The organism is Streptomyces sp. NPDC060184 (assembly GCF_042728795.1).
Lineage (GTDB): Bacteria > Actinomycetota > Actinomycetes > Streptomycetales > Streptomycetaceae > Streptomyces.
In genome coordinates, this window is sequence record NZ_JBHWYX010000008.1 from 22,655 (window position 1) to 39,608 (window position 16,954).

The following is a 16,954-nucleotide window of genomic DNA, read 5'->3' on the forward strand; positions in this document are numbered from 1 at the left end:
CCGTCTTTGGAGGTCATGTCATGGAGCAGATGCTCGCCGCACGCCTGCACGTCCCGAGCCGCACCCTGCGGGTCGAGGAGGTGCCCCGGCCGCAGCCCGGCCCCGGGCAGGTGCTCGTCAAGGTGGAGGCGGCCGGGGTGTGCCTCTCCGACGTGCACCTGATCGGCGGCAGCCTCACCCCCCAGCTGCTCCGGGGCGACACCGTCACCCTCGGTCACGAGGTGTCCGGCACGATCGCCGCGACGGGCGAGGGCGTCACGTCCTGGTCGCCCGGTCAGCGGGTGGTGCTGTACGCGGGCGAGACCCGTGACGGTGTCACGTACACCCGCGGCGTCGACTACGACGGCGGCTGGGCCGAGTACGCGCTGTCGGCCGAGGACGCGCTGACGCTGCTGCCCGACGCCATCCCGTTCGACCAGGGCGCGATCATCCCGGACGCGGTGTCCACCCCGTGGGGTGCGATCACGGCCACCGCCGCGGTCCGGCCCGCCGAGGCGGTGGGCGTGTGGGGCGTGGGCGGGCTCGGAGTGCACGCGGTGCAGCTGCTGCGCGCCGTGGGCGCGTACCCGATCGTCGCCGTCGACCCGAACCCGACCGCCCGCCGGCGCGCTCTCGCCGCCGGCGCCGATCTGGCGCTCGACCCGGCCGCCCCGGACCTCACGGAGCGGGTGCGCGCGGTCACCGCCGGCGCCGGTCTGGCCGCCGCCTTCGACTTCGCCGGGGTACCCGCCGTGCGCGAGCAGGCGCTGACCGCCCTCGCGAAGGGGGGACGGCTCGTGCTGGTCGGCCTCACCGACAAGCCGCTGACGGTCACGCAGGGCACCCGGTTCAGCTACCTCCAGCAGCGGATCCTCGGCCACTACGGCTCCGACATGCCGGTCGCGCTCCCCCAGCTGCTCGGGCTGGTCGAAGGCGGGCGGCTGGACTTCTCCGGCTCGATCAGCGGGACCCTTCCGCTGGCGGAGGCGGCCGAGGCCGTGGCCCGGCTGGAGCGCAAGCAGGGCGACCCCATCCGTCTGATCCTGCGCCCCTGACGGCCTCTCGGGCGGGCGCCGCCCGGACGACACCCCCCGGACGCGCGGCTGGAATCGTGCCGCCCGCACATCCGGGGGGTGTCGTCCGGGCGGCGCTCCGGTGCTGTGAAAATAGGGGCCATGAGCTGGGACGAAAGTGCCACCGTGCGGGTGGCGAGACAGCCGGACGTGTTCGTGATCGGCGTCACCGGCGCGGTCGACCAGGCGGAGCGCGATCTCCTCTCCGCCGCCTGGGAGGAGGCCGCGGAGGCGAACCTGCCCGCCACGGTGGTCGACCTGTCCGGTGTCACCTTCGGGGACAGCGGGCTGCTCAACGAATTGCTGATGGCGGAGCGCGGACACCGGCTCCGGGGAAGGGCGTTCATCATCGCCGGACCGCTCCGCCCGCAGGTGCGGCGGCTGTTCACCGTCACCGGGACGCTGGACCACTTCGTCGTCGTGGGCACCGCCGGGGACGCCCCGGAGCACCGCACCGGCTGACGCTCCGTCACCGTGCGCCCGCTGTCCGGGCCGGGCCGCCGCTCGACGTGGCGCTCCCCCTCCGCTCCCCGGGCGCCCCGGGTGTCCCGGGGGCCGGGCGCACGGTGTGCGTCAGGCTGTGCCGCCGTCCGGGCCGGTGGGCCGGGCCGAGCGGTGTCGTACACCGTCGATGGCCGACGGGGCCTCGTGCGCGGACTCCGAGGTGGTCCGCGCGGCGCGTTGCGGGGTCCGCTCCGCGTCCATGGGAGCCGTGGTGAGGTAGTCCAGCGTACCGGTGACCTCCAGCAGCCGGTCGAGGGCGGCACCGCGCCCGTCCAGCGTGAGGCGGACTCCCGCTTCGTCGGCTCTTCTGCGGACCATGATCAGCGCGGCGAGCCCGGAGGAGTCGATGGTTCCCAACGGGGCGCAGTCGAGCAGGATTTCGCATGCGCCCGGGTGCCGGGACAGCTGCTCGACGACGGTGTCGAGCAGTGTGTCGGCGTGGGTGTGGTCGAGGTCACCGCGCAGCTCCACCCGGACCGTGCCCAGCGCGTCGTACCGGGTGCCGAGCCGGAACCCGTCGGAGGGTGTGGTCGTCATGCGTCCTTCCCGGTGGGGATGTTCGGAAGGGGGCGGGCGCCGGGCCGGCCGGCCGCCAGGCGGAGGTGGCGGGTGGCCCGGGGGAAGTCCCTGAGCTCCTCGCCCAGCACCTCCAGCGCCGGTACGAGGGAGAGGGCGGGCACCTGACGTGCCGCCAGGATGTCCCCGGTCCAGTCGAGGAATCCGGTGAAGAGCTCCGGGGCGTCGGTGTAGAGGGCGACGGCGAGGAAGTCGACGATGTGCGCCACGTCCTCGGCAGTCCGCTCGCGCTGCGCCTCGGAGTAGTCGCGCACCGCGGGGAAGCGCTCGTCGAGCCCGACGAGGACTGCCTTCACCAGCTGCGCCTTGCTGCGCACCACCAGGGTGTACTCCTGGTCGCCGAGGTGGGGCAGATCGTCGATGGGCTGGTGGACGCGCGGCGTACGGGGCGTGACGCCCGCCGCCAGGAGAGCGGCTGCGGCGCGGGCGTCCGGGGCCCAGGCGTCCGCCCCGAGCAGGCGGGCGTACCGGCCGTCCGCGCCGAACGCTGCGCCTCCGGCGAGGACCGGGGTGCCGGTCGCCTGGCAGGCGGTGATCGCGGCGTGGGCGGCGGGCAGCCGGGTGGCGAGGGAGGCGGACAGGGCCACCGCGTCGGCGCCGGTGCGGTGCAGATGGGTGATCAGGTGCGCGGTGGGGACCTGGGCGCCGAGGAAGTCGACCCGCAGCCCGCGCAGGGTCAGCACCTCGGCGAGGATGCGGGCCGGCAGGGCGTGCCACTCGCCGTCGACGCAGGCGACGGTCACCCGCCCGGACGCCCCGGCGGTACGGTCCCGGTGCGCCGCACGGCTCCGGGAGAGGGCACCGACGACCCGGTCGTTGACCGCGGTGGCCGCGTGCTCCTGGGCGACGGTGATGCGGTTGGCGGCCCACTCGACGCCGATCCGGCCCTGTACGGGCGCGATGACGTCCAGCAGCAGGCTCTCGGCGTCCGCCCCGCCGTGGAGGGCGTCCAGCGCGAGGCCGGTCGCCGTGTGCTCGTCCCCCTCCAGGACGGCGTCCCACAGCGCGTCCCGGAGCGGCGACAGCGGGTGGCCGGAGGTCAGGGTGTGCGTGCTCATGCGGTGAACCTGCCCCGGGTGTGGCCGTCCACCGCGCTGAGGTGGTGGGTGCGCGGGGCGGCGATGACCACGACGGCCATGTCGTCGTGGCGTCCCGCACCGACCCACTGGGCCGCGAGCATCTGGATGTGCTCGACGACGGCCTCGGCCGGCATCCCTCCGCAGCGCGACAGCGCGTTCCGCAGCCGCTCCTCGCCGAAGAGGGAGTCCCCGAGGGGGCCGCCCCGGGCCTCGGTGATCCCGTCGGTGAACATCACGCAGCTCTCCCCCGGGGCGAGGACGGCCTCCACCGTCTCGGCCCTGGCCTCCGGGAGGGCGCCCACCAGGGTGCCCCGGGTGGCGGCCTCCTCCACCGTCCCGTCCGCGCGGACGATCAGCGGTGCGGCGTGCCCGGCGCTGGTCAGCCGCAGCCGCACCGAGGCGGACTCGCGTACCGCGGAGGCGAGGACGAGGGTGGCGAACCGGGCGTGGTGGGAGTTGAGGAGCGCGCCGTTGAGGAGGTCGATCACGCGCTGGTGGTCGTCGGCCATCGGCAGCAGCGCGTGCAGGGTGTTGCGGATCTTCCCGGTGAGCACGGCGGCGTTCAGGCCCTTGCCGCACACGTCCCCGAGCACGGCGAGCGAGGGCTCTCCCTCGACCGCCGCGGGGTGCACGTCGTAGAAGTCGCCGCCGACCCGTTCGGTGTCGCGCGAGGCGCGGTACCCGCCGGCGAACTCCACTCCGGAGACCTGGTGGAGGACGGGCGGCAGGAGTTCGCGCATCAGCGTCTCGGTGATCGACGCCTGCTCGGCGTACATGCGCGCTGCGGACATCGCCGCGCCCGCCCGGGCGGCGAAGAGCCGGGCGAAGGCCTCCTCGTTCCGGCTGAACGCGTGGTGCTCGCCCCGGCGGAGCAGGATGAGCGCGCCCGCCGGGACGCCGTGGCCGGGCAGCGGGGTGACCACGATGGAGCCCACGTCGTCCATGTCCCGCGGCACCACCCACGACGGGGCGAGGCGCGGGTCCATCCACCGCGACGGCACGGGCGGGAACCCCTGCAGCGCCTCGGCGAGGCCGGGCACCGCGTCGGCGTCGACGCGTTCCCGGGTGAGGGTCGGGGTGCCGTTCCCGCTGCACCGGGCGATCAGCGTGCCGCCGGTGGACGGGGCGACCACCAGGGCGGCGTCCGCGAGGTGCGCGGCGGCCAGCTGGGCCGTCGCCTCGGCGCACTTGTCGAGATTGAGCGAGGACAGCAGCCGGTTGGACGCCTCGGTCAGGAAGGCGGTGCGTTCGCGTTCCCCGCGCAGCGCCTCGGTGGCGCGCCGCCGGTCGGTGTCGTCCACCAGCCACCAGACCACACCGCCGTCCTCCTGACCGGCCGGGTGTGCCTCGAAGCTGCGGTCGCCGACGGGGCCGGCGGCCGTGGCCGGGCCCTGTCCGGCCCGGCGCACCCGGTGCGCGTCCGCCAGCCAGGAGGGGACGGCGTCCGTCAGGGGCGTGCCGGGGCGGGCCTCGGGGAAGAGGGCCGCCGCGGCGTCATTGGCCCGCTCGACGGCTCCCTTCGGCCCCACCACCAGGGCGGGGCAGGGAGCGGTGTCCCAGACCGGTTCGGCCGGAGTGCTCGCACGGGCGGCAGGCACCCGGTGTGCGGAAGTCACCAAACGAAGAAGGCCCGCTGCGCGAACCCCTCACCTCATCAACTCGACGACAGAATCATTGCCCCCCGGCAACACTCCTCCACCGGAGGCACTCCTGGCAAGCCGTCATGGCCGGGCGCGCCCCGGAGCGGCGGCGCGACGGGGCGCCGCACGCGCGCGCGATGTCTTCCCGTGTGAGTTCCGGCACTCGGGGAAAGCGGTCGTGGAGACCCACGCGCATGCGCGTGCCGGAGGAAAGAGGAAAGGCGAGAACATGAGAAATGTCTGGTGCGGCCCCGTGGCGATCGATGCCCTGGCCGGGACGGACCCGACCGAGTTCTCGGTGGAGGCATCCGACGACACCTTGGGAACGGTGGACCGGCGTTCTCTCGTACCCGAATTCGACCACCTGGTCGTCGACACCGGTCTGTGGAAATTCGGTCGCAGTGCCGCCATTCCCATGGGTATGGTCGCGCGGGTGGATGCCGAGCACCGGGTGATCACCCTCCTCTGCACGAAGGAGCAGGTGAAGGGGGCTCCGCGGTTCGACCGCGACCAGGACACCCATGATCCGGCCTATTTGACGCGCCTGGGCGCCTATTACGCCGGAATCCTGACGCCGTGACGCCGGGCAGGTCCGTCCGGGCCGCGTGCGGAGGACCGTCGTCGGCCCGGCACGGCATTCCTCAAGGCTGTCCGGTGGTTCCCGGTGGTCCGGTGTGCGGCGTCGGACGCGTGAAATGACCGGACGGAAGAGACCGGCCAGGGGGACGGCGTTCCTGGTCCGGGCGGACGGGTTCACACTTGTCCGTGTACGGGGCGACGCCGACGAGAATTCCGGAGCGCCCGAGTTGGCCGAGGCGCTCGGGGCGGCTTTGCGGATGGGAAAAGAACGTACTGTGGTGGACCTGTCGGAGACGGAATTCGCGGACTCCGCGGTGCTGCACACCCTGCTCGACGCACGCGCGCGCCATGAGCGCGCCGGCGTGGGACTGGTGCTCGCGGGCCCTTTCCGTACCGCCGTGCGTCGCTTGTTCGAGGTCACCGGTACGGCGGGCGCCTTCACCATGGCCACGAGCGTGGAAGAGGCGGCCACATGCTGAAGCCGGCACGACACGCACGGCCCGTCGCCGCGACGGGGCCGTGTTCCAGGGGGCGGAGGAGTACGTGAGCGGGGAACATCCGGTGGGCCGCGACGAGGGCGGACCCTTCGGTACGGGGCTCACCCTGCCCGGCGACGCCGCCGCCGCGCGCGCCATCGTGCGCGAGTTGCTGGACGAGCAGTTCTGCACCCTGGCGGGCATGGACCCGGACGACGTGGTCATCTCGGACGCGATGCTGGTGACGTCGGAGCTCGTCACGAACGCCATCCGGCACGGGGGCGGGCTCACCGGGTTCAGTGCGCGGCTCAGCGGTGAGGGGCTGCTGCTGGACGTGGCGGACGCCAGTCCGGCGGAGCCGCGGACCACGGTCGCGGTCTCCGGCACCGTACGGATCGGGGGCTACGGGTGGCCGCTGGTGCGGCGGCTCTCGAAGCGGGTCACCATCACCCGGCAGGCGCGCGGCAAGCGGATCAGCGTGCTGATCACCCTGTTCTGAGGCGTCGGCCCGCGTCGGCCCGCATCGTCTCCGGGGGGCGCCCCAGCGCCTCGCCGTGCCGGTCTCCGCGCCGTTCCGGATCTCCGCGCCCCGGTCCGGCTCCGGCGGTTCAGCAGCGGTGCGTGATCCGGGCCACCAGGTCCTTCCAGCCGTCCTCGACGCGCTCGGCCGAAAAACATCGGCCGTTGCGGTGGTGGTTGAGGAACGAGGGGTCCAGGTAGGCGAGCAGCACCTGGGTCAGCATCTCCAGGTCGCCCCGCACGCCGGTCCGCCGGAGCAGGTCGGTGACGTGGCTGGCACGCACCGTACGCGCGGGCGCGCTGTAGCGGCGGGTCGGGCAGTTGTCCGCCTGCACGTACAGGTCGACGTACTTCATCATGTGGCGGATGGTGTGGACGCCGAAGGCTTCCAGCCGCTCCAGCGGGGGTGCGCCGGGGCCCAGCGGCGGCGGTCCGCAGATGACCGCGTTCTGGAATTCCTTCTCGGCGTGGTCGATGAGCGCGTTCATCAGGCCGACCCGGTCGCCGAAGCGCCGGAAGACGGTGCCCTTGCCCACCTGGGCCGCGGTGGCGACCGCTTCCATCGTGACGTGCTCGGCCCCCACCTCGCGGACCAGCCGCGATGCGGCTTCCAGCAGGCGGATACGGTTGCGGGCGGCGTCGGCGCGCTCCTGGGGCTCATGACCGGCCAGGGGCAACAGCGTGACAGGGCGGGCGGAAGAAGCCTCGTCGGCTCCGATCTGCGCGGTCATCGCACCAGGGTAACCCCCTCCACGTGAAGTGGACCCCGGTCCGCTTCACGTGCTATACCCATGACCGGACCACGGTCCGGTTACCTTTCCGCCGCCGAGCCCGGCGCTTTTCACAGGAGTCCCCCATGTCCACTCGCATCGTCGCTCTCGTCGGAAGCCTCCGCTCCGGTTCCCACAACCGTCAGCTGGCCGAGGCCGCCGTGAAGCTCGCCCCCGAGGGCGTGGAGGTCGTGATCCAGGACGAGATCGCCGACCTGCCCTTCTACAACGAGGACATCGACGTCGAGGGCAGCGTTCCGGCCGTCGCCGCGAAGCTCCGCGAGGTCGCCGCCGGCGCCGACGCCTTCCTCCTCTTCTCCCCCGAGTACAACGGCACCATCCCGGCCGTCCTGAAGAACGCGATCGACTGGTACTCCCGTCCGTACGGCGGCGGCGCCTTCACCGGCAAGCCGGTCGCCGTCGTCGGCACCGCGTACGGCCAGTTCGGTGGCGTGTGGGCCCAGGACGACGCCCGCAAGGCCGTCGGCATCGCCGGTGGTTCCGTGCTGGAAGAGGTCAAGCTCTCCGTGCCCGGCTCGGTCGTCCGTTTCGCCGAGACGCACCCGGCGGACGACGAAGAGGTCGCGCAGCAGCTGACCGCCGTCCTGGCCGAGCTGGCGAAGGCGGCCACCGCCGAGCCGCAGGCCGTCTGAGCACACTGATGTGCCCGTGAGGCGCCGTCCCGCTCCGGCGGGACGGCGCCTCACGCCGTCATGTCCCTGCGGGGGCCGCTGCCGCCGGAGGTGACCGCTTCCGCGCGAGGGCCGCGCCGGGGATCAGTGCGGCGTCGGCGCGGACTCCAGGACGAAGACGGGGATCACCCGGTCCGTCTTCTTCTGGTAGTCCGCGTAGTCGGGGAACGCCTCGACCGCGCGCTCCCACCACAAAGCCTTCTCGTCCCCCGTCACCTCGCGGGCGACCATGTCCTGCCGGACCGGCCCGTCCTGGAGCTCGACGCGGGGGTCGGCGGTGACGTTGTGGTACCAGACCGGGTGCTTCGGAGCCCCGCCGAGCGAGGCGACCACCGCGTAGGTGCCGTCGTGCTCGACGCGCATCAGCGCGGACTTGCGGATCTTCCCGCTGCGGGCGCCCTTGGTGGTGAGCACCACGACCGGCATGTCGCGCATCGTGGTGCCCTGCGTCCCGCCTGAGCTCTCGTACAACTCGACCTGGTCACGCACCCACTGGGTGGGGCTGGGCTCGTACTCGCCCTTGAGCGGCATGGTGTGTCCCGTCGTCGTTCGGTCCGGCCGTGCCGAACCTTCACCGTGCACGGCCGGACCCATCATGCAGCGCCGGGACCCGGGCCACCCGTCCGGGGCGGGTGTCCGGCGCGGCGGGCCGCACGCCCGGCCCGGTTCACCGCGAGGCGAGCGCCGACAGCAGGGCGAGCGCCTCCGCCAGGCTGGTGGGGCGCAGCACGCCGTCCGGCTGGTGGCCCGCCCAGCCGGGTCCGGCGAGCAGCACGGCCGGGGCGGTGCGGGCTCCGCGAACCCCCCACTCGATGGAAGCGATCCGCTGGGCCAGCGCGCGGCTCGCCGTCGCACGGCCCTGCGACCAGAGGACGACACTGACCGGACCGGTGCGCCGGGCGGCCTCCTCCAGCGCCTCGACGGGCAGGGCCGCCCCGAACATCCTTACCGGCAGGCCGCGTTGCATCAGTCCGACGGTGAGTGCTTCCAGCGGCAGCGTGTGGTTCTCGTCCGGCGCGCAGGCGAGCAGCGTGACGGCGGTGCCGCGCGCGGGCGGCGGGCCCGCGGCGGCGCGCCGGAGCGCGGTGGAGACGTGCCAGGAGAGCAGGTGCTCCACCTCGACGTACCGCTCGCCGGAGCTCTCCCATCTGCGGCCCACGGCGTTCAGGGTCGGCATGATGACCTCGTCCCAGGCGGCCACGAGCCCGTGCCGGTCCAGGGCGCGGGCGAGCAGATCCTCCACGGCGCGCGCGTCCAGGCGGACGGCCGCCCGGGCGAGCCCCCGGGCTTCGGTGCGCCCGCGGCCGACCGGGAGGGCTCCGGGGGCGGTGGAGGGGCGGGCCGGGGCGGGCCGTGTCCGCCCGGCGGATCCCGGGGGCGCGCCCGCGGCGCCGGGCGCGACGGCGAGCGCGGCCCGCGCGGCCTCGGCCGGCGGAAGGCCGGAGCTGGTGAAGTCGCACATGCGCATGAGGAGTTCGACGTCGCCGGAGGTCCAGCGGCGGTGACGGCCGCCTTCGCGTTCGGCGGGCCCGATGCCGTACCGGCGCTCCCAGGAGCGGAGGGTGGTGGGGGCCACGCCCAGCAGCCGCGCGACGGCTCCGGTGGTCAGTCCTCCGTCGTGCCCGGCCGGGCGGGAGGCGCCGCCGGGCCGGGCCTCTGTCGTCCCGGGGGCCGGTACGCCCCCGCTGCCGGGGTCCGGCACGCCCGTCTCCCCGGCCCCCGGCCCGTCCGCGTTTCCGGGGCCCGGTGTTTCCGTACGCCCACGACTCGTTGCGTCCATGCACCCACGATACGACGCAGAAACGACGCATGTTGCCGCACCGGTGGGGAGTTGGATTGTCTGGCACCGACGGAACACCCCGGCTCCGGCGGGCCGTTGGCGTTCCGCACCGGGTGGCGGTCGGGCCTTCGGGACCCACTGCCGCCCGGGCTCCGGGCCTACCGGGCTCGGGCCTCCCGGTCCTGGGCTTCCCGACGAGGAGGGACACCGATGACCGCAGTCGACGTACCAGCGGTGCATCGCGCGCCGCAGGCGCCGGTCCGCACGCCCGCGCAGGAGCGTAGCGAGGACGAGGACCGCGCCGCAGCAGAACTGGCGGACGGACTCCTCAGGGGTGACGCGGAGTCCTTCGCCCGGATCTTCCAGCGGTGGGGCACCTTGGTCCACACGCTGGCCGCACGTTCCCTCGGCGACCCCCGCGAGGCCGAGGACGTCACCCAGCAGGTGTTCCTGGCGGCGTGGCGGGGGCGCGCCGGGTACCGCCCGGAGCGCGGCCCGCTGCCCGGGTGGCTGGTCGGCATCACCCGGCGCAAGGTCGCCGACGCCCTGGCCGCGCGCACCCGGCGCGGCGAGCTGGCCGCGGCCTCCGCCGCACGGGAACAGGTGCGCGGCACCGAGGGGGCCGGGCCGGAGACCACGGTGCTCGACCGGGTGCTGGTCGTCCAGGAGTTGTGCAAACTCCCGGCGGTGCAGCGGCACATCCTCTGCATGGCCTTCTTCGACGACCTCACCCAGGTGCAGATCGCGGAGCGGACCGGCCTGCCCCTGGGGACCGTCAAGAGCCACGCCCGCCGCGCCCTGGTGCGGATGCGCCGGTCGCTCACGGCCGCCGCGCCAGAGGCGCGCTGACAAGACGTCACCCGCACGGGGTCGCTTCCGCCGTTCCGGAACGGCCCCGGGTGCGTCCGGCCGACGGCCCCGGGCGGAAGCAGATCCCGAGGGAGGTGCACATGGCGCACCATGTCCACGAGGACGACCTGACGGAGCTGGCTCTCGGCCACCGGTCCGCCCACGACGGCCCCGCGGTGGAGCACCTTCGCCGGTGCGCGGAGTGCCGCGCGGAGTTCGAGGCGCTCGGTGCCGTGGTGGCCGCGGCCCGCGCGGTGACCGCGGCCGACCTTCCCCTTCCGCCACCGCGCGGGGTGTGGGAGGCGATCACCGCCGAGATCGGCGGCTGACGGCCGGCATCGGCGTTCCGCGGCACCGCGGCCCGCAGGGCGTGCGGCCGGCGGACCGTGGCCGGGGTCCCGACGCGCGACACCCGCGCGTCGGATGCGTCCGGGGGGCCGTCGGCTGCGGAAGTATCGGCGGCAGCACCGGCACGGCCGCGGACGACGGCCCGCACCGCCGTGACCGGCGCGCCGCGCCCGCGCCCGTCCGTGGACGGCCGGAGAACACCCGCCCGTCCGCCCCTGCCGGAGGAGGAGAGCGTCCCCCCATGCCGTACGCCGATGTGGTCATCGTGGGCGCGGGAGCGGCCGGTCTGTCGCTCGCGTACCGCCTGTGCGCACCGGGTGCGCGGGTGGGGCTCTCCGTCCTCCTGGTCGACGCCCCGCCGGGGCCGCTCAGGCCGGCGCCCCGCACCTGGTGCTTCTGGGAGCCTCCGGGCGGCGAGTTCGACGCGGTGCTGTCCGCGTCGTGGCAGCGGCTCCGGGTGCGTGCCGCCGACGGCTCGGCCACGGTGGCGGTGGCGTCCCCGCTCCGGTACAAGATGCTCCGGTCCGACGCCTTCACGGGGCTGGTGGGCCGGAGGCTGGACGCGGCCGGGGGCTTCGGGCGCGTGGAACTGACCGTGCGGGCGGTGCGCGACGCGGCCGGGGGCGGCGGCGAGGTGGTCGGCGAGGACGCCCGGGGCCGCCGTACCGTGGTGACCGGGGGTCACGTCTTCGACTCGCGCCCGCCCGGCCGTCTGCCGGCCGCCCGGACCACGCTCCTCCAGCACTTCACCGGCTGGTTCGTGCACACCGCACGACCGGTCTTCGAGCCGGACACCGCCGATCTCATGGACTTCCGGACCCCGCAGCCGCGCCACGGTCTCTCCTTCGCCTACGTGCTCCCGCTGGACGCGTGCTCGGCCCTGGTGGAGTACACGGAGTTCTCCCGCTCTCCACTCGGACCGGCCGCCTACGCGGGGGCGTTGGACCACCATCTCCGCGAGGTCATCGGCGCGTCACCGTACCGGGTGTCCGCCACCGAGCACGGCGTCATCCCCATGACGGACGGGCGCTTCCCGCCGCGCGCGGGACGGTCGGTGTTCCGGATCGGTACGGCGGGCGGCGCCACCCGGCCCTCCACCGGCTACACCTTCAGCGCCGTGCAGCGCCAGACCCGGTCGCTGGCGGCGGCGCTGCGCGCGGGCGAGCCACCGCGTACGCCCTCCCCCTACCGCGCCCGGTCGCTCGCGATGGACGCGGTCATGCTGCGGGCCCTGGACGCCGGGCGGGTGGACGGCGCCGCCTTCTTCACCGGTCTCTTCCGCTCGGTTCCGCCCGCACGGCTGCTCCGCTTCCTGGACGGATCGGCGCCGCTGCGCGAGGAGTTGCTCGTCGGGCTCCGTACACCCGTCGTTCCGATGCTCCGGACGGTCGCCGAACTCCCCTTCCTCGCACGCCGGCTCTCCCCCGCATCCGCTGTCCCCGTCTCCTCCGTCCCCCACCTGCCCGATGAGGAATGACCACACCATGACCCTGCTGCACGACGCCGAGCTGTCCTCCGCGTTCGACCACGCCTCCCTCGCCTACGACCGCCTGGTGGCGGCCAACCCCGGCTACCACTCCCATCTGCGCCGCTCGGCCCGCCGGCTCGGGCTTCCGCACGGCGGAGCGGGGCTCCGGGTACTCGACCTGGGGTGCGGTACGGGTGCCTCCACCGCGGCCCTGCTGGCGGTCGCCCCGTACGCGGAGATCGTGGCCGTCGACGCCTCGGCGGGCATGCTCGCGCAGGCCGCCGCGAAGGAGTGGCCCGCCCACGTAAGGTTCGTGCACTCCCCGGTGGAGGCACTGGCGGACGGCGCGGGGGCGGGCCGGGACGGCGGCACGGTCGGCGACCGCCGTTTCGACGCGGTGTTCGCCGCCTATCTCTTCCGCAACGTCACCGATCCTGACGCCACGCTTCTCTCGGCCCGCGCACTCCTCGCCCCGGGAGGAAGGCTGGCGGTGCACGAGTACGCCCTGGCGGAGGGGCGGGCACACCGGGCGCTGTGGAGCGCGGTCTGCCGCTCTGTGGTGATGCCGCTGGGCCGGGCCGCCGGGGACGGGGAGCTCTACCGCCATCTGTGGCGCAGTGTGCTCGCCTTCGACACGGCGCCCGCCTTCACCGAGCGGATCGGCCGCGCCGGTTTCGAGGAGGTGCGGGTGCTGCCGTTGCCCGGCTGGCAGACCGGCATCACCCACACCTTCGTCGCGCGGGCGCCGCGCCGGCCGCGGGACGCCGCGTGAGGCGGCCGGGAGCCGACGGGCCGGGAGACCGGGTGCCGGGCGGCCGACGGCACGGCCGTGACCGGCGGGCCGAGGTGCTCCGGGCCCCGGAGGGCCGGGCGCGGTTCGACGGCGGGGCCCCGTCGGTGGCGGTGGTCGGCGGCGGCATCGCCGGGCTCGCGGCGGCCACCCTGCTGGCCGAGCGCGGCGCGCGGGTCACGCTGCACGAACGGGAGGCGACGCTGGGCGGGCGGCTCGCCGGGTGGTCCACGGAACTGGCGGACGGCTCCTCGGTCACCATGAGCCGGGGCTTCCACGCCTTCTTCCGGCAGTACTACAACCTGCGCGGGCTGCTCCGCCGGGTCGATCCCGGGCTGGAGTCGCTCACGGCGGTGCCGGACTATCCGCTGCGGCACAGCGGCGGGATGTACGACAGCTTCGCGCGGGTGCCGCGCACCCCTCCGCTCAGCGCGATGGGGTTCGTCGCCCTCAGCCCCTCCTTCGGGGCGCGCGATCTGCTGCGGATGAACCCGCGCGCCGCGCTGCCCCTGCTCGACGTGCGCGTACCGCAGGTGTACGAACGGCTCGACGCCGTCAGCGCCCGCGACTTCCTGGCCCGCGTCCGCTTCCCCGAGGCGGCGCACCACCTGGCCTTCGAGGTGTTCTCCCGGAGCTTCTTCGCCGATCCGGGCGACCTTTCCGCCGCCGAACTCGTGCTGATGTTCCACATCTACTTCCTCGGCTCCAGTGAGGGGCTGCTCTTCGACGTACCGGCCGAACCGTTCCCGCAGGCGCTCTGGGACCCGCTCCACGGGTACCTGGAGAAGCACGGAGTGCGGGTGCGGACCGGGTCCGCGGTGGAGAGCGTGGTCCCCGCCTCCGACGGCGGGCTCGACGTCACGGCGGACGGCCGTACGGCCCACCGGGACGCGGTGGTGCTGGCGCTCGACTCGGGCGGGCTGCGGCGGCTGGTGGCGGCCTCACCCGGGCTCGGCGACGGCCGGTGGCGCGGCAGGCTCGCACGGCTGCGCAGCGCCCCGCCGTTCCTGGTGTCGCGGCTCTGGCTGGAGCGGCCCGTGGCGGCGGACCGCCCGGGCTTCCTCGGCACCAGCGGGTACGGCCCGCTGGACAACGTGAGCGTCCTGGAGCGCTGGGAGGGCGAGGCCCTGCGCTGGTCCCGCCGGACCGGCGGCTCGGTGGTGGAGCTGCACGCGTACGCGGTCGCGCCGGACGCGGACCGGGAGGCCGTACAGGCCGAGTCGGTACGCCAGTTGCACCGGATCTACCCGGAGACCTCGGGAGTCCGGGTGGTGGACTCCCGGCACGAATGGCGGGCGGACTGCCCGCACTTCCCGGTGGGCGGCTACCGCGACCGTCCCGCCGTGCGCACACCCCACCCGGCCGTGGTGGTCGCCGGCGACCTGGTCCGTACCGAACTGCCGGTCGCCCTGATGGAAAGGGCCGCGACCAGCGGATTCATGGCCGCGAACGCCCTGTTGGCCGACTGGGGGGTGCGGGGCCAGACCCTGTGGACGGTGCCGCGCGCCGGGCGCTCCGCGGTGCTGCGGCAACTCGCCCGGCTGGGAACGGCGTAGGCCGTTCGGGGAAAGTCCCGCAGGTCGGGCGACGCCCGGCACGCGCGTTCGCCCTCCGGACACGCGGGGAGCGGGTCCTTGCGCACCGCTTCGCGAACGGCACGTCCCGGATCGCGGGATCCGTCCGCCACTTCCCCGAAGGCGCCGTCATCTCCCTCTGGGGAAACACCACTTTGTCGTTAGGATTCGGCAATGACTACCGACTTTCCCCTTTCCCGGACGACACATCCCACCCCTGGGGCCGAGCGCGCGGCCATCCTCGCCGATCCGGGATTCGGCCGATACTTCACCGACCACATGGCCACGGCGACGTGGACGCCCGCGAGTGGCTGGCACGATCACAAGATCGGACCGCTGGAGCCGTTCTCGATGCATCCCAGCACGGCGGTTCTGCACTACGCGCAGGAGATCTTCGAGGGCATGAAGGCCTACCGCCACGCGGACGGCAGCGTGTGGCTGTTCCGCCCGGACGCCAACGCGCGGCGTTTCGCCCGTTCCGCCGCGCGGCTGGCGCTGCCTCAGCTGCCCGAGGAGGACTTCCTCACCAGCGTCGCGGAGTTGGTGCGTGCGGACGAGGTCTGGGTTCCGACGCCCACCGACGAGGAGAGCCTCTACCTCCGGCCGTTCATGTTCGCCTCGGAGGCGTTCCTGGGCGTGCGGCCCGCCGCCCGGGCGACCTACTGTGTCATCGCCAGCCCCGCCGGCCCCTACTTCCCTTCGGGTGTCACCGGCGTCACGCTGTGGATCAGCAGCGAGTACACCCGTGCGGCCAAGGGCGGTACCGGAACGGCCAAGTGCGGCGGCAACTACGCCGCGAGCCTGGCCGCGCAGATCGAGGCGCAGGAGCACGGCTGCGACCAGGTGATGTACCTGGACAGCGCGGGCGAGAACACCCTGGAGGAGTCCGGCACCATGAACGTGTGCCTGATCACCGCGGACGGCCGGCTCGTCACCCCCGCTCTCGGCACGATCCTGGAGGGCGTCACCCGTGACACCGTCCTGAGCCTGGCCGCGGACTTCGGACTGACCCCCGAGGAGCGGTCGATCAGCCTGGGCGAACTGCGGTCGGGGGCCGCGGACGGGAGCATCACCGAGGTGTTCGCGGCGGGCACGGCCGCGGTGATCACGCCGATGGTCGGATTCAAGGGCGAGGGTTACGCGTTCACCGTCGGAGACGGCACGCCCGGCAAGCACACCATGGCGCTGCGCGACCACGTCCTGGACATCCAGTACGGCCGCGCCGAGGACAAGCACGGCTGGATGCGGCGCGTGCTCTGAGCCCCTGGCGCGGGTGGCGGCCGAGGTCGTGTCCGGCGTGTCGAGGCCGGACCGTGCGCGGCGTTCGGTGTGGTGCGCCGCACGGCGCCGTAACCCCCTCGTGACGGAGCGACGCGGACGTTCCGGCGACGCCGCGAGGCGCCGTGCCGGGTGTCGCGGCCCCGGCCATGATCCGCCGGACACCGCCCGGGTGCCGGACCGGCGCCCCGGAAACGAAGGAGAGGGCGTCGTTGACCTCGGCCGCTCAAGGCAACTGGACCGCCGAGAGGTTCACGGGACGGGTGCCCGGGGATCTCGGTCACCCGTCGGCGGCCGGCCGGCCCCATCTCTGGTCCCTGGGCGCCGACGACGCCCTGATCGACGAGAGCGTCCTGGACGACGCGGAGTCGGCGCGGGCCGCCCGCCTGCGGGGAACGCGTCGGCGGGAGTACCTCGCGGCGCACACGGCGCTCCGCCTCCTGCTGGGCGGGTACTTGTCCAAGGAGCCGGCGGACGTCCGGTTCGTCCGGCACAGCTGTCCGTGCTGCGCCGGGCCGCACGGCAGACCCGCCGTGCCGGGGGACGCGGTGCACTTCTCGCTGAGCCACAGCGGCGGAGAGGTGCTGCTGGCGTTCGCCGCCGTTCCGGTGGGGGTGGACCTGCAGAAGGTGCCCGGCCTCAGGACGGCCGACCGGACGGCCGATCTGCTCACTCCGGGCGAGCGGCGGGAGCTGGCCGCGTACGACGCGACCACCCGTCCGGCGGCCTTCGCCCGGGTGTGGGCGCGCAAGGAGGCCTATCTCAAGGGACTGGGCACCGGCTTCGGCCGCGAGGCGTCGTCGGACCACGTCGGAGCGGGTGACAGGGCCGTTTCCCCCTATGGCTGGCTACTCCATGACATTGCGTCAAAACCCGGCTACGCGGCTGCGGTTGCCGTGAGGCTCTGATCCCCTCATCCGCGAACTCAACCGCTCGCACATGCTGTACAAGATCGGGCGGGCACCTCAGGATGGGGCTCC

At 74.1% G+C, this 16,954-nt stretch carries 19 protein-coding genes; 13 read left to right on the forward strand and 6 right to left on the reverse strand.

The window, feature by feature from the left end; all coding sequences use genetic code 11:
* Positions 1-20: 20 nt before the first annotated feature.
* Both ACFWEE_RS07600 and ACFWEE_RS07605 read left to right on the forward strand, forming a co-directional pair.
* The gene (locus ACFWEE_RS07600; RefSeq protein ID WP_386887293.1) at positions 21-1,034 is read left to right on the forward strand and encodes a zinc-binding dehydrogenase; all 1,014 of its coding nucleotides are present in this window, start codon (positions 21-23) and stop codon (positions 1,032-1,034) included.
* A gap of 120 nt (positions 1,035-1,154) precedes the next feature.
* Entirely contained in the window at positions 1,155-1,514 is a 360-nt protein-coding gene (locus ACFWEE_RS07605) for an STAS domain-containing protein (RefSeq protein WP_386887294.1), read from the forward strand.
* 111 nt (positions 1,515-1,625) lie between these two features.
* On the opposite strand, the gene ACFWEE_RS07610 is transcribed toward ACFWEE_RS07605, so the two are convergent.
* From ACFWEE_RS07610 to ACFWEE_RS07620, 3 genes are read right to left on the reverse strand one after another with little or no spacing between them, the layout of a single operon-like run.
* Positions 1,626-2,093, reverse strand: a complete 468-nt coding sequence (locus ACFWEE_RS07610) for an STAS domain-containing protein (RefSeq protein ID WP_386887295.1) — start codon at positions 2,091-2,093, stop codon at positions 1,626-1,628.
* A complete protein-coding gene (locus ACFWEE_RS07615) occupies positions 2,090-3,190 on the reverse strand; it encodes a B12-binding domain-containing protein (RefSeq protein ID WP_386887296.1) in 1,101 nt (366 codons plus the stop codon). Before ACFWEE_RS07615 ends, ACFWEE_RS07610 begins: the two co-directional genes overlap by 4 nt.
* Positions 3,187-4,827 carry a PP2C family protein-serine/threonine phosphatase gene (locus ACFWEE_RS07620; protein ID WP_386887297.1) on the reverse strand — a complete coding sequence of 547 codons (1,641 nt, stop codon included), beginning with the start codon at positions 4,825-4,827 and terminating at the stop codon, positions 3,187-3,189. The genes ACFWEE_RS07615 and ACFWEE_RS07620 overlap by 4 nt, the downstream gene beginning before the upstream one ends.
* A gap of 277 nt (positions 4,828-5,104) precedes the next feature.
* On the opposite strand from ACFWEE_RS07620, the gene ACFWEE_RS07625 reads away from it, so the two are divergent.
* From ACFWEE_RS07625 to ACFWEE_RS07635, 3 genes are all read left to right on the forward strand, one after another.
* Positions 5,105-5,431, forward strand: coding sequence for a PRC-barrel domain containing protein (locus ACFWEE_RS07625; protein ID WP_386887299.1), 327 nt, complete (start codon positions 5,105-5,107; stop codon positions 5,429-5,431).
* A 115-nt stretch (positions 5,432-5,546) separates the two neighbouring features.
* Positions 5,547-5,909 (forward strand): STAS domain-containing protein, encoded by a 363-nt coding sequence (locus ACFWEE_RS07630; protein WP_386887300.1) that lies wholly within the window; start codon positions 5,547-5,549, stop codon positions 5,907-5,909.
* A gap of 64 nt (positions 5,910-5,973) precedes the next feature.
* Entirely contained in the window at positions 5,974-6,405 is a 432-nt protein-coding gene (locus tag ACFWEE_RS07635; RefSeq protein WP_386887302.1) for an ATP-binding protein, read from the forward strand.
* Between the two features lie 109 nt (positions 6,406-6,514).
* Here ACFWEE_RS07635 and ACFWEE_RS07640 read toward each other — a convergent pair whose 3' ends face one another.
* Positions 6,515-7,156, reverse strand: a complete 642-nt coding sequence (locus ACFWEE_RS07640; RefSeq protein ID WP_386887304.1) for a TetR/AcrR family transcriptional regulator — start codon at positions 7,154-7,156, stop codon at positions 6,515-6,517.
* 125 nt (positions 7,157-7,281) lie between these two features.
* On the opposite strand from ACFWEE_RS07640, the gene ACFWEE_RS07645 reads away from it, so the two are divergent.
* Entirely contained in the window at positions 7,282-7,848 is a 567-nt protein-coding gene (locus tag ACFWEE_RS07645; protein ID WP_386887306.1) for an NAD(P)H-dependent oxidoreductase, read from the forward strand.
* A 123-nt stretch (positions 7,849-7,971) separates the two neighbouring features.
* Here the strand turns inward: ACFWEE_RS07645 and ACFWEE_RS07650 are convergent, their stop codons facing one another.
* Entirely contained in the window at positions 7,972-8,418 is a 447-nt protein-coding gene (locus tag ACFWEE_RS07650; protein WP_386887308.1) for a nitroreductase family deazaflavin-dependent oxidoreductase, read from the reverse strand.
* A 136-nt stretch (positions 8,419-8,554) separates the two neighbouring features.
* Entirely contained in the window at positions 8,555-9,667 is a 1,113-nt protein-coding gene (locus tag ACFWEE_RS07655) for a B12-binding domain-containing protein (RefSeq protein WP_386887309.1), read from the reverse strand.
* A 210-nt stretch (positions 9,668-9,877) separates the two neighbouring features.
* On the opposite strand from ACFWEE_RS07655, the gene ACFWEE_RS07660 reads away from it, so the two are divergent.
* The 7 genes from ACFWEE_RS07660 (at position 9,878) to ACFWEE_RS07690 (ending at position 16,882) form a co-directional block, all read left to right on the forward strand.
* Entirely contained in the window at positions 9,878-10,516 is a 639-nt protein-coding gene (locus tag ACFWEE_RS07660) for a sigma-70 family RNA polymerase sigma factor (RefSeq protein ID WP_386887310.1), read from the forward strand.
* Positions 10,517-10,617: 101 nt separating this feature from the next.
* Positions 10,618-10,845 (forward strand): hypothetical protein, encoded by a 228-nt coding sequence (locus ACFWEE_RS07665; RefSeq protein WP_386887311.1) that lies wholly within the window; start codon positions 10,618-10,620, stop codon positions 10,843-10,845.
* A 260-nt stretch (positions 10,846-11,105) separates the two neighbouring features.
* Positions 11,106-12,341, forward strand: coding sequence for a lycopene cyclase family protein (locus ACFWEE_RS07670; protein WP_386887312.1), 1,236 nt, complete (start codon positions 11,106-11,108; stop codon positions 12,339-12,341).
* A gap of 7 nt (positions 12,342-12,348) precedes the next feature.
* Positions 12,349-13,104, forward strand: coding sequence for a methyltransferase (locus tag ACFWEE_RS07675; protein WP_386887314.1), 756 nt, complete (start codon positions 12,349-12,351; stop codon positions 13,102-13,104).
* Between the two features lie 32 nt (positions 13,105-13,136).
* Positions 13,137-14,678, forward strand: a complete 1,542-nt coding sequence (locus ACFWEE_RS07680; protein WP_386887315.1) for an FAD-dependent oxidoreductase — start codon at positions 13,137-13,139, stop codon at positions 14,676-14,678.
* Between the two features lie 192 nt (positions 14,679-14,870).
* Positions 14,871-15,956: a branched-chain amino acid aminotransferase gene (locus tag ACFWEE_RS07685; protein WP_386887316.1), complete on the forward strand. Its 1,086-nt coding sequence runs from the start codon at positions 14,871-14,873 to the stop codon at positions 15,954-15,956.
* Positions 15,957-16,186: 230 nt separating this feature from the next.
* Positions 16,187-16,882 carry a 4'-phosphopantetheinyl transferase family protein gene (locus ACFWEE_RS07690; RefSeq protein WP_386887317.1) on the forward strand — a complete coding sequence of 232 codons (696 nt, stop codon included), beginning with the start codon at positions 16,187-16,189 and terminating at the stop codon, positions 16,880-16,882.
* Positions 16,883-16,954: the final 72 nt, after the last annotated feature.

Excerpts from the sequence above, each read along its gene's own strand:
- ACFWEE_RS07605 (WP_386887294.1), top strand. The coding sequence starts at position 1,155 with ATGAGCTGGGACGAAAGTGCCACCGTGCGGGTGGCGAGACAGCCGGAC.
- ACFWEE_RS07685 (WP_386887316.1), top strand. The coding sequence starts at position 14,871 with ATGACTACCGACTTTCCCCTTTCCCGGACGACACATCCCACCCCTGGG.
- ACFWEE_RS07675 (WP_386887314.1), top strand. The coding sequence starts at position 12,349 with ATGACCCTGCTGCACGACGCCGAGCTGTCCTCCGCGTTCGACCACGCC.
- ACFWEE_RS07655 (WP_386887309.1), bottom strand. The coding sequence starts at position 9,667 with ATGGACGCAACGAGTCGTGGGCGTACGGAAACACCGGGCCCCGGAAAC.
- ACFWEE_RS07630 (WP_386887300.1), top strand. The coding sequence starts at position 5,547 with ATGACCGGACGGAAGAGACCGGCCAGGGGGACGGCGTTCCTGGTCCGG.
- ACFWEE_RS07640 (WP_386887304.1), bottom strand. The coding sequence starts at position 7,156 with ATGACCGCGCAGATCGGAGCCGACGAGGCTTCTTCCGCCCGCCCTGTC.
- ACFWEE_RS07670 (WP_386887312.1), top strand. The coding sequence starts at position 11,106 with ATGCCGTACGCCGATGTGGTCATCGTGGGCGCGGGAGCGGCCGGTCTG.
- ACFWEE_RS07615 (WP_386887296.1), bottom strand. The coding sequence starts at position 3,190 with ATGAGCACGCACACCCTGACCTCCGGCCACCCGCTGTCGCCGCTCCGG.
- ACFWEE_RS07600 (WP_386887293.1), top strand. The coding sequence starts at position 21 with ATGGAGCAGATGCTCGCCGCACGCCTGCACGTCCCGAGCCGCACCCTG.
- ACFWEE_RS07610 (WP_386887295.1), bottom strand. The coding sequence starts at position 2,093 with ATGACGACCACACCCTCCGACGGGTTCCGGCTCGGCACCCGGTACGAC.
- ACFWEE_RS07650 (WP_386887308.1), bottom strand. The coding sequence starts at position 8,418 with ATGCCGCTCAAGGGCGAGTACGAGCCCAGCCCCACCCAGTGGGTGCGT.
- ACFWEE_RS07645 (WP_386887306.1), top strand. The coding sequence starts at position 7,282 with ATGTCCACTCGCATCGTCGCTCTCGTCGGAAGCCTCCGCTCCGGTTCC.
- ACFWEE_RS07660 (WP_386887310.1), top strand. The coding sequence starts at position 9,878 with ATGACCGCAGTCGACGTACCAGCGGTGCATCGCGCGCCGCAGGCGCCG.
- ACFWEE_RS07665 (WP_386887311.1), top strand. The coding sequence starts at position 10,618 with ATGGCGCACCATGTCCACGAGGACGACCTGACGGAGCTGGCTCTCGGC.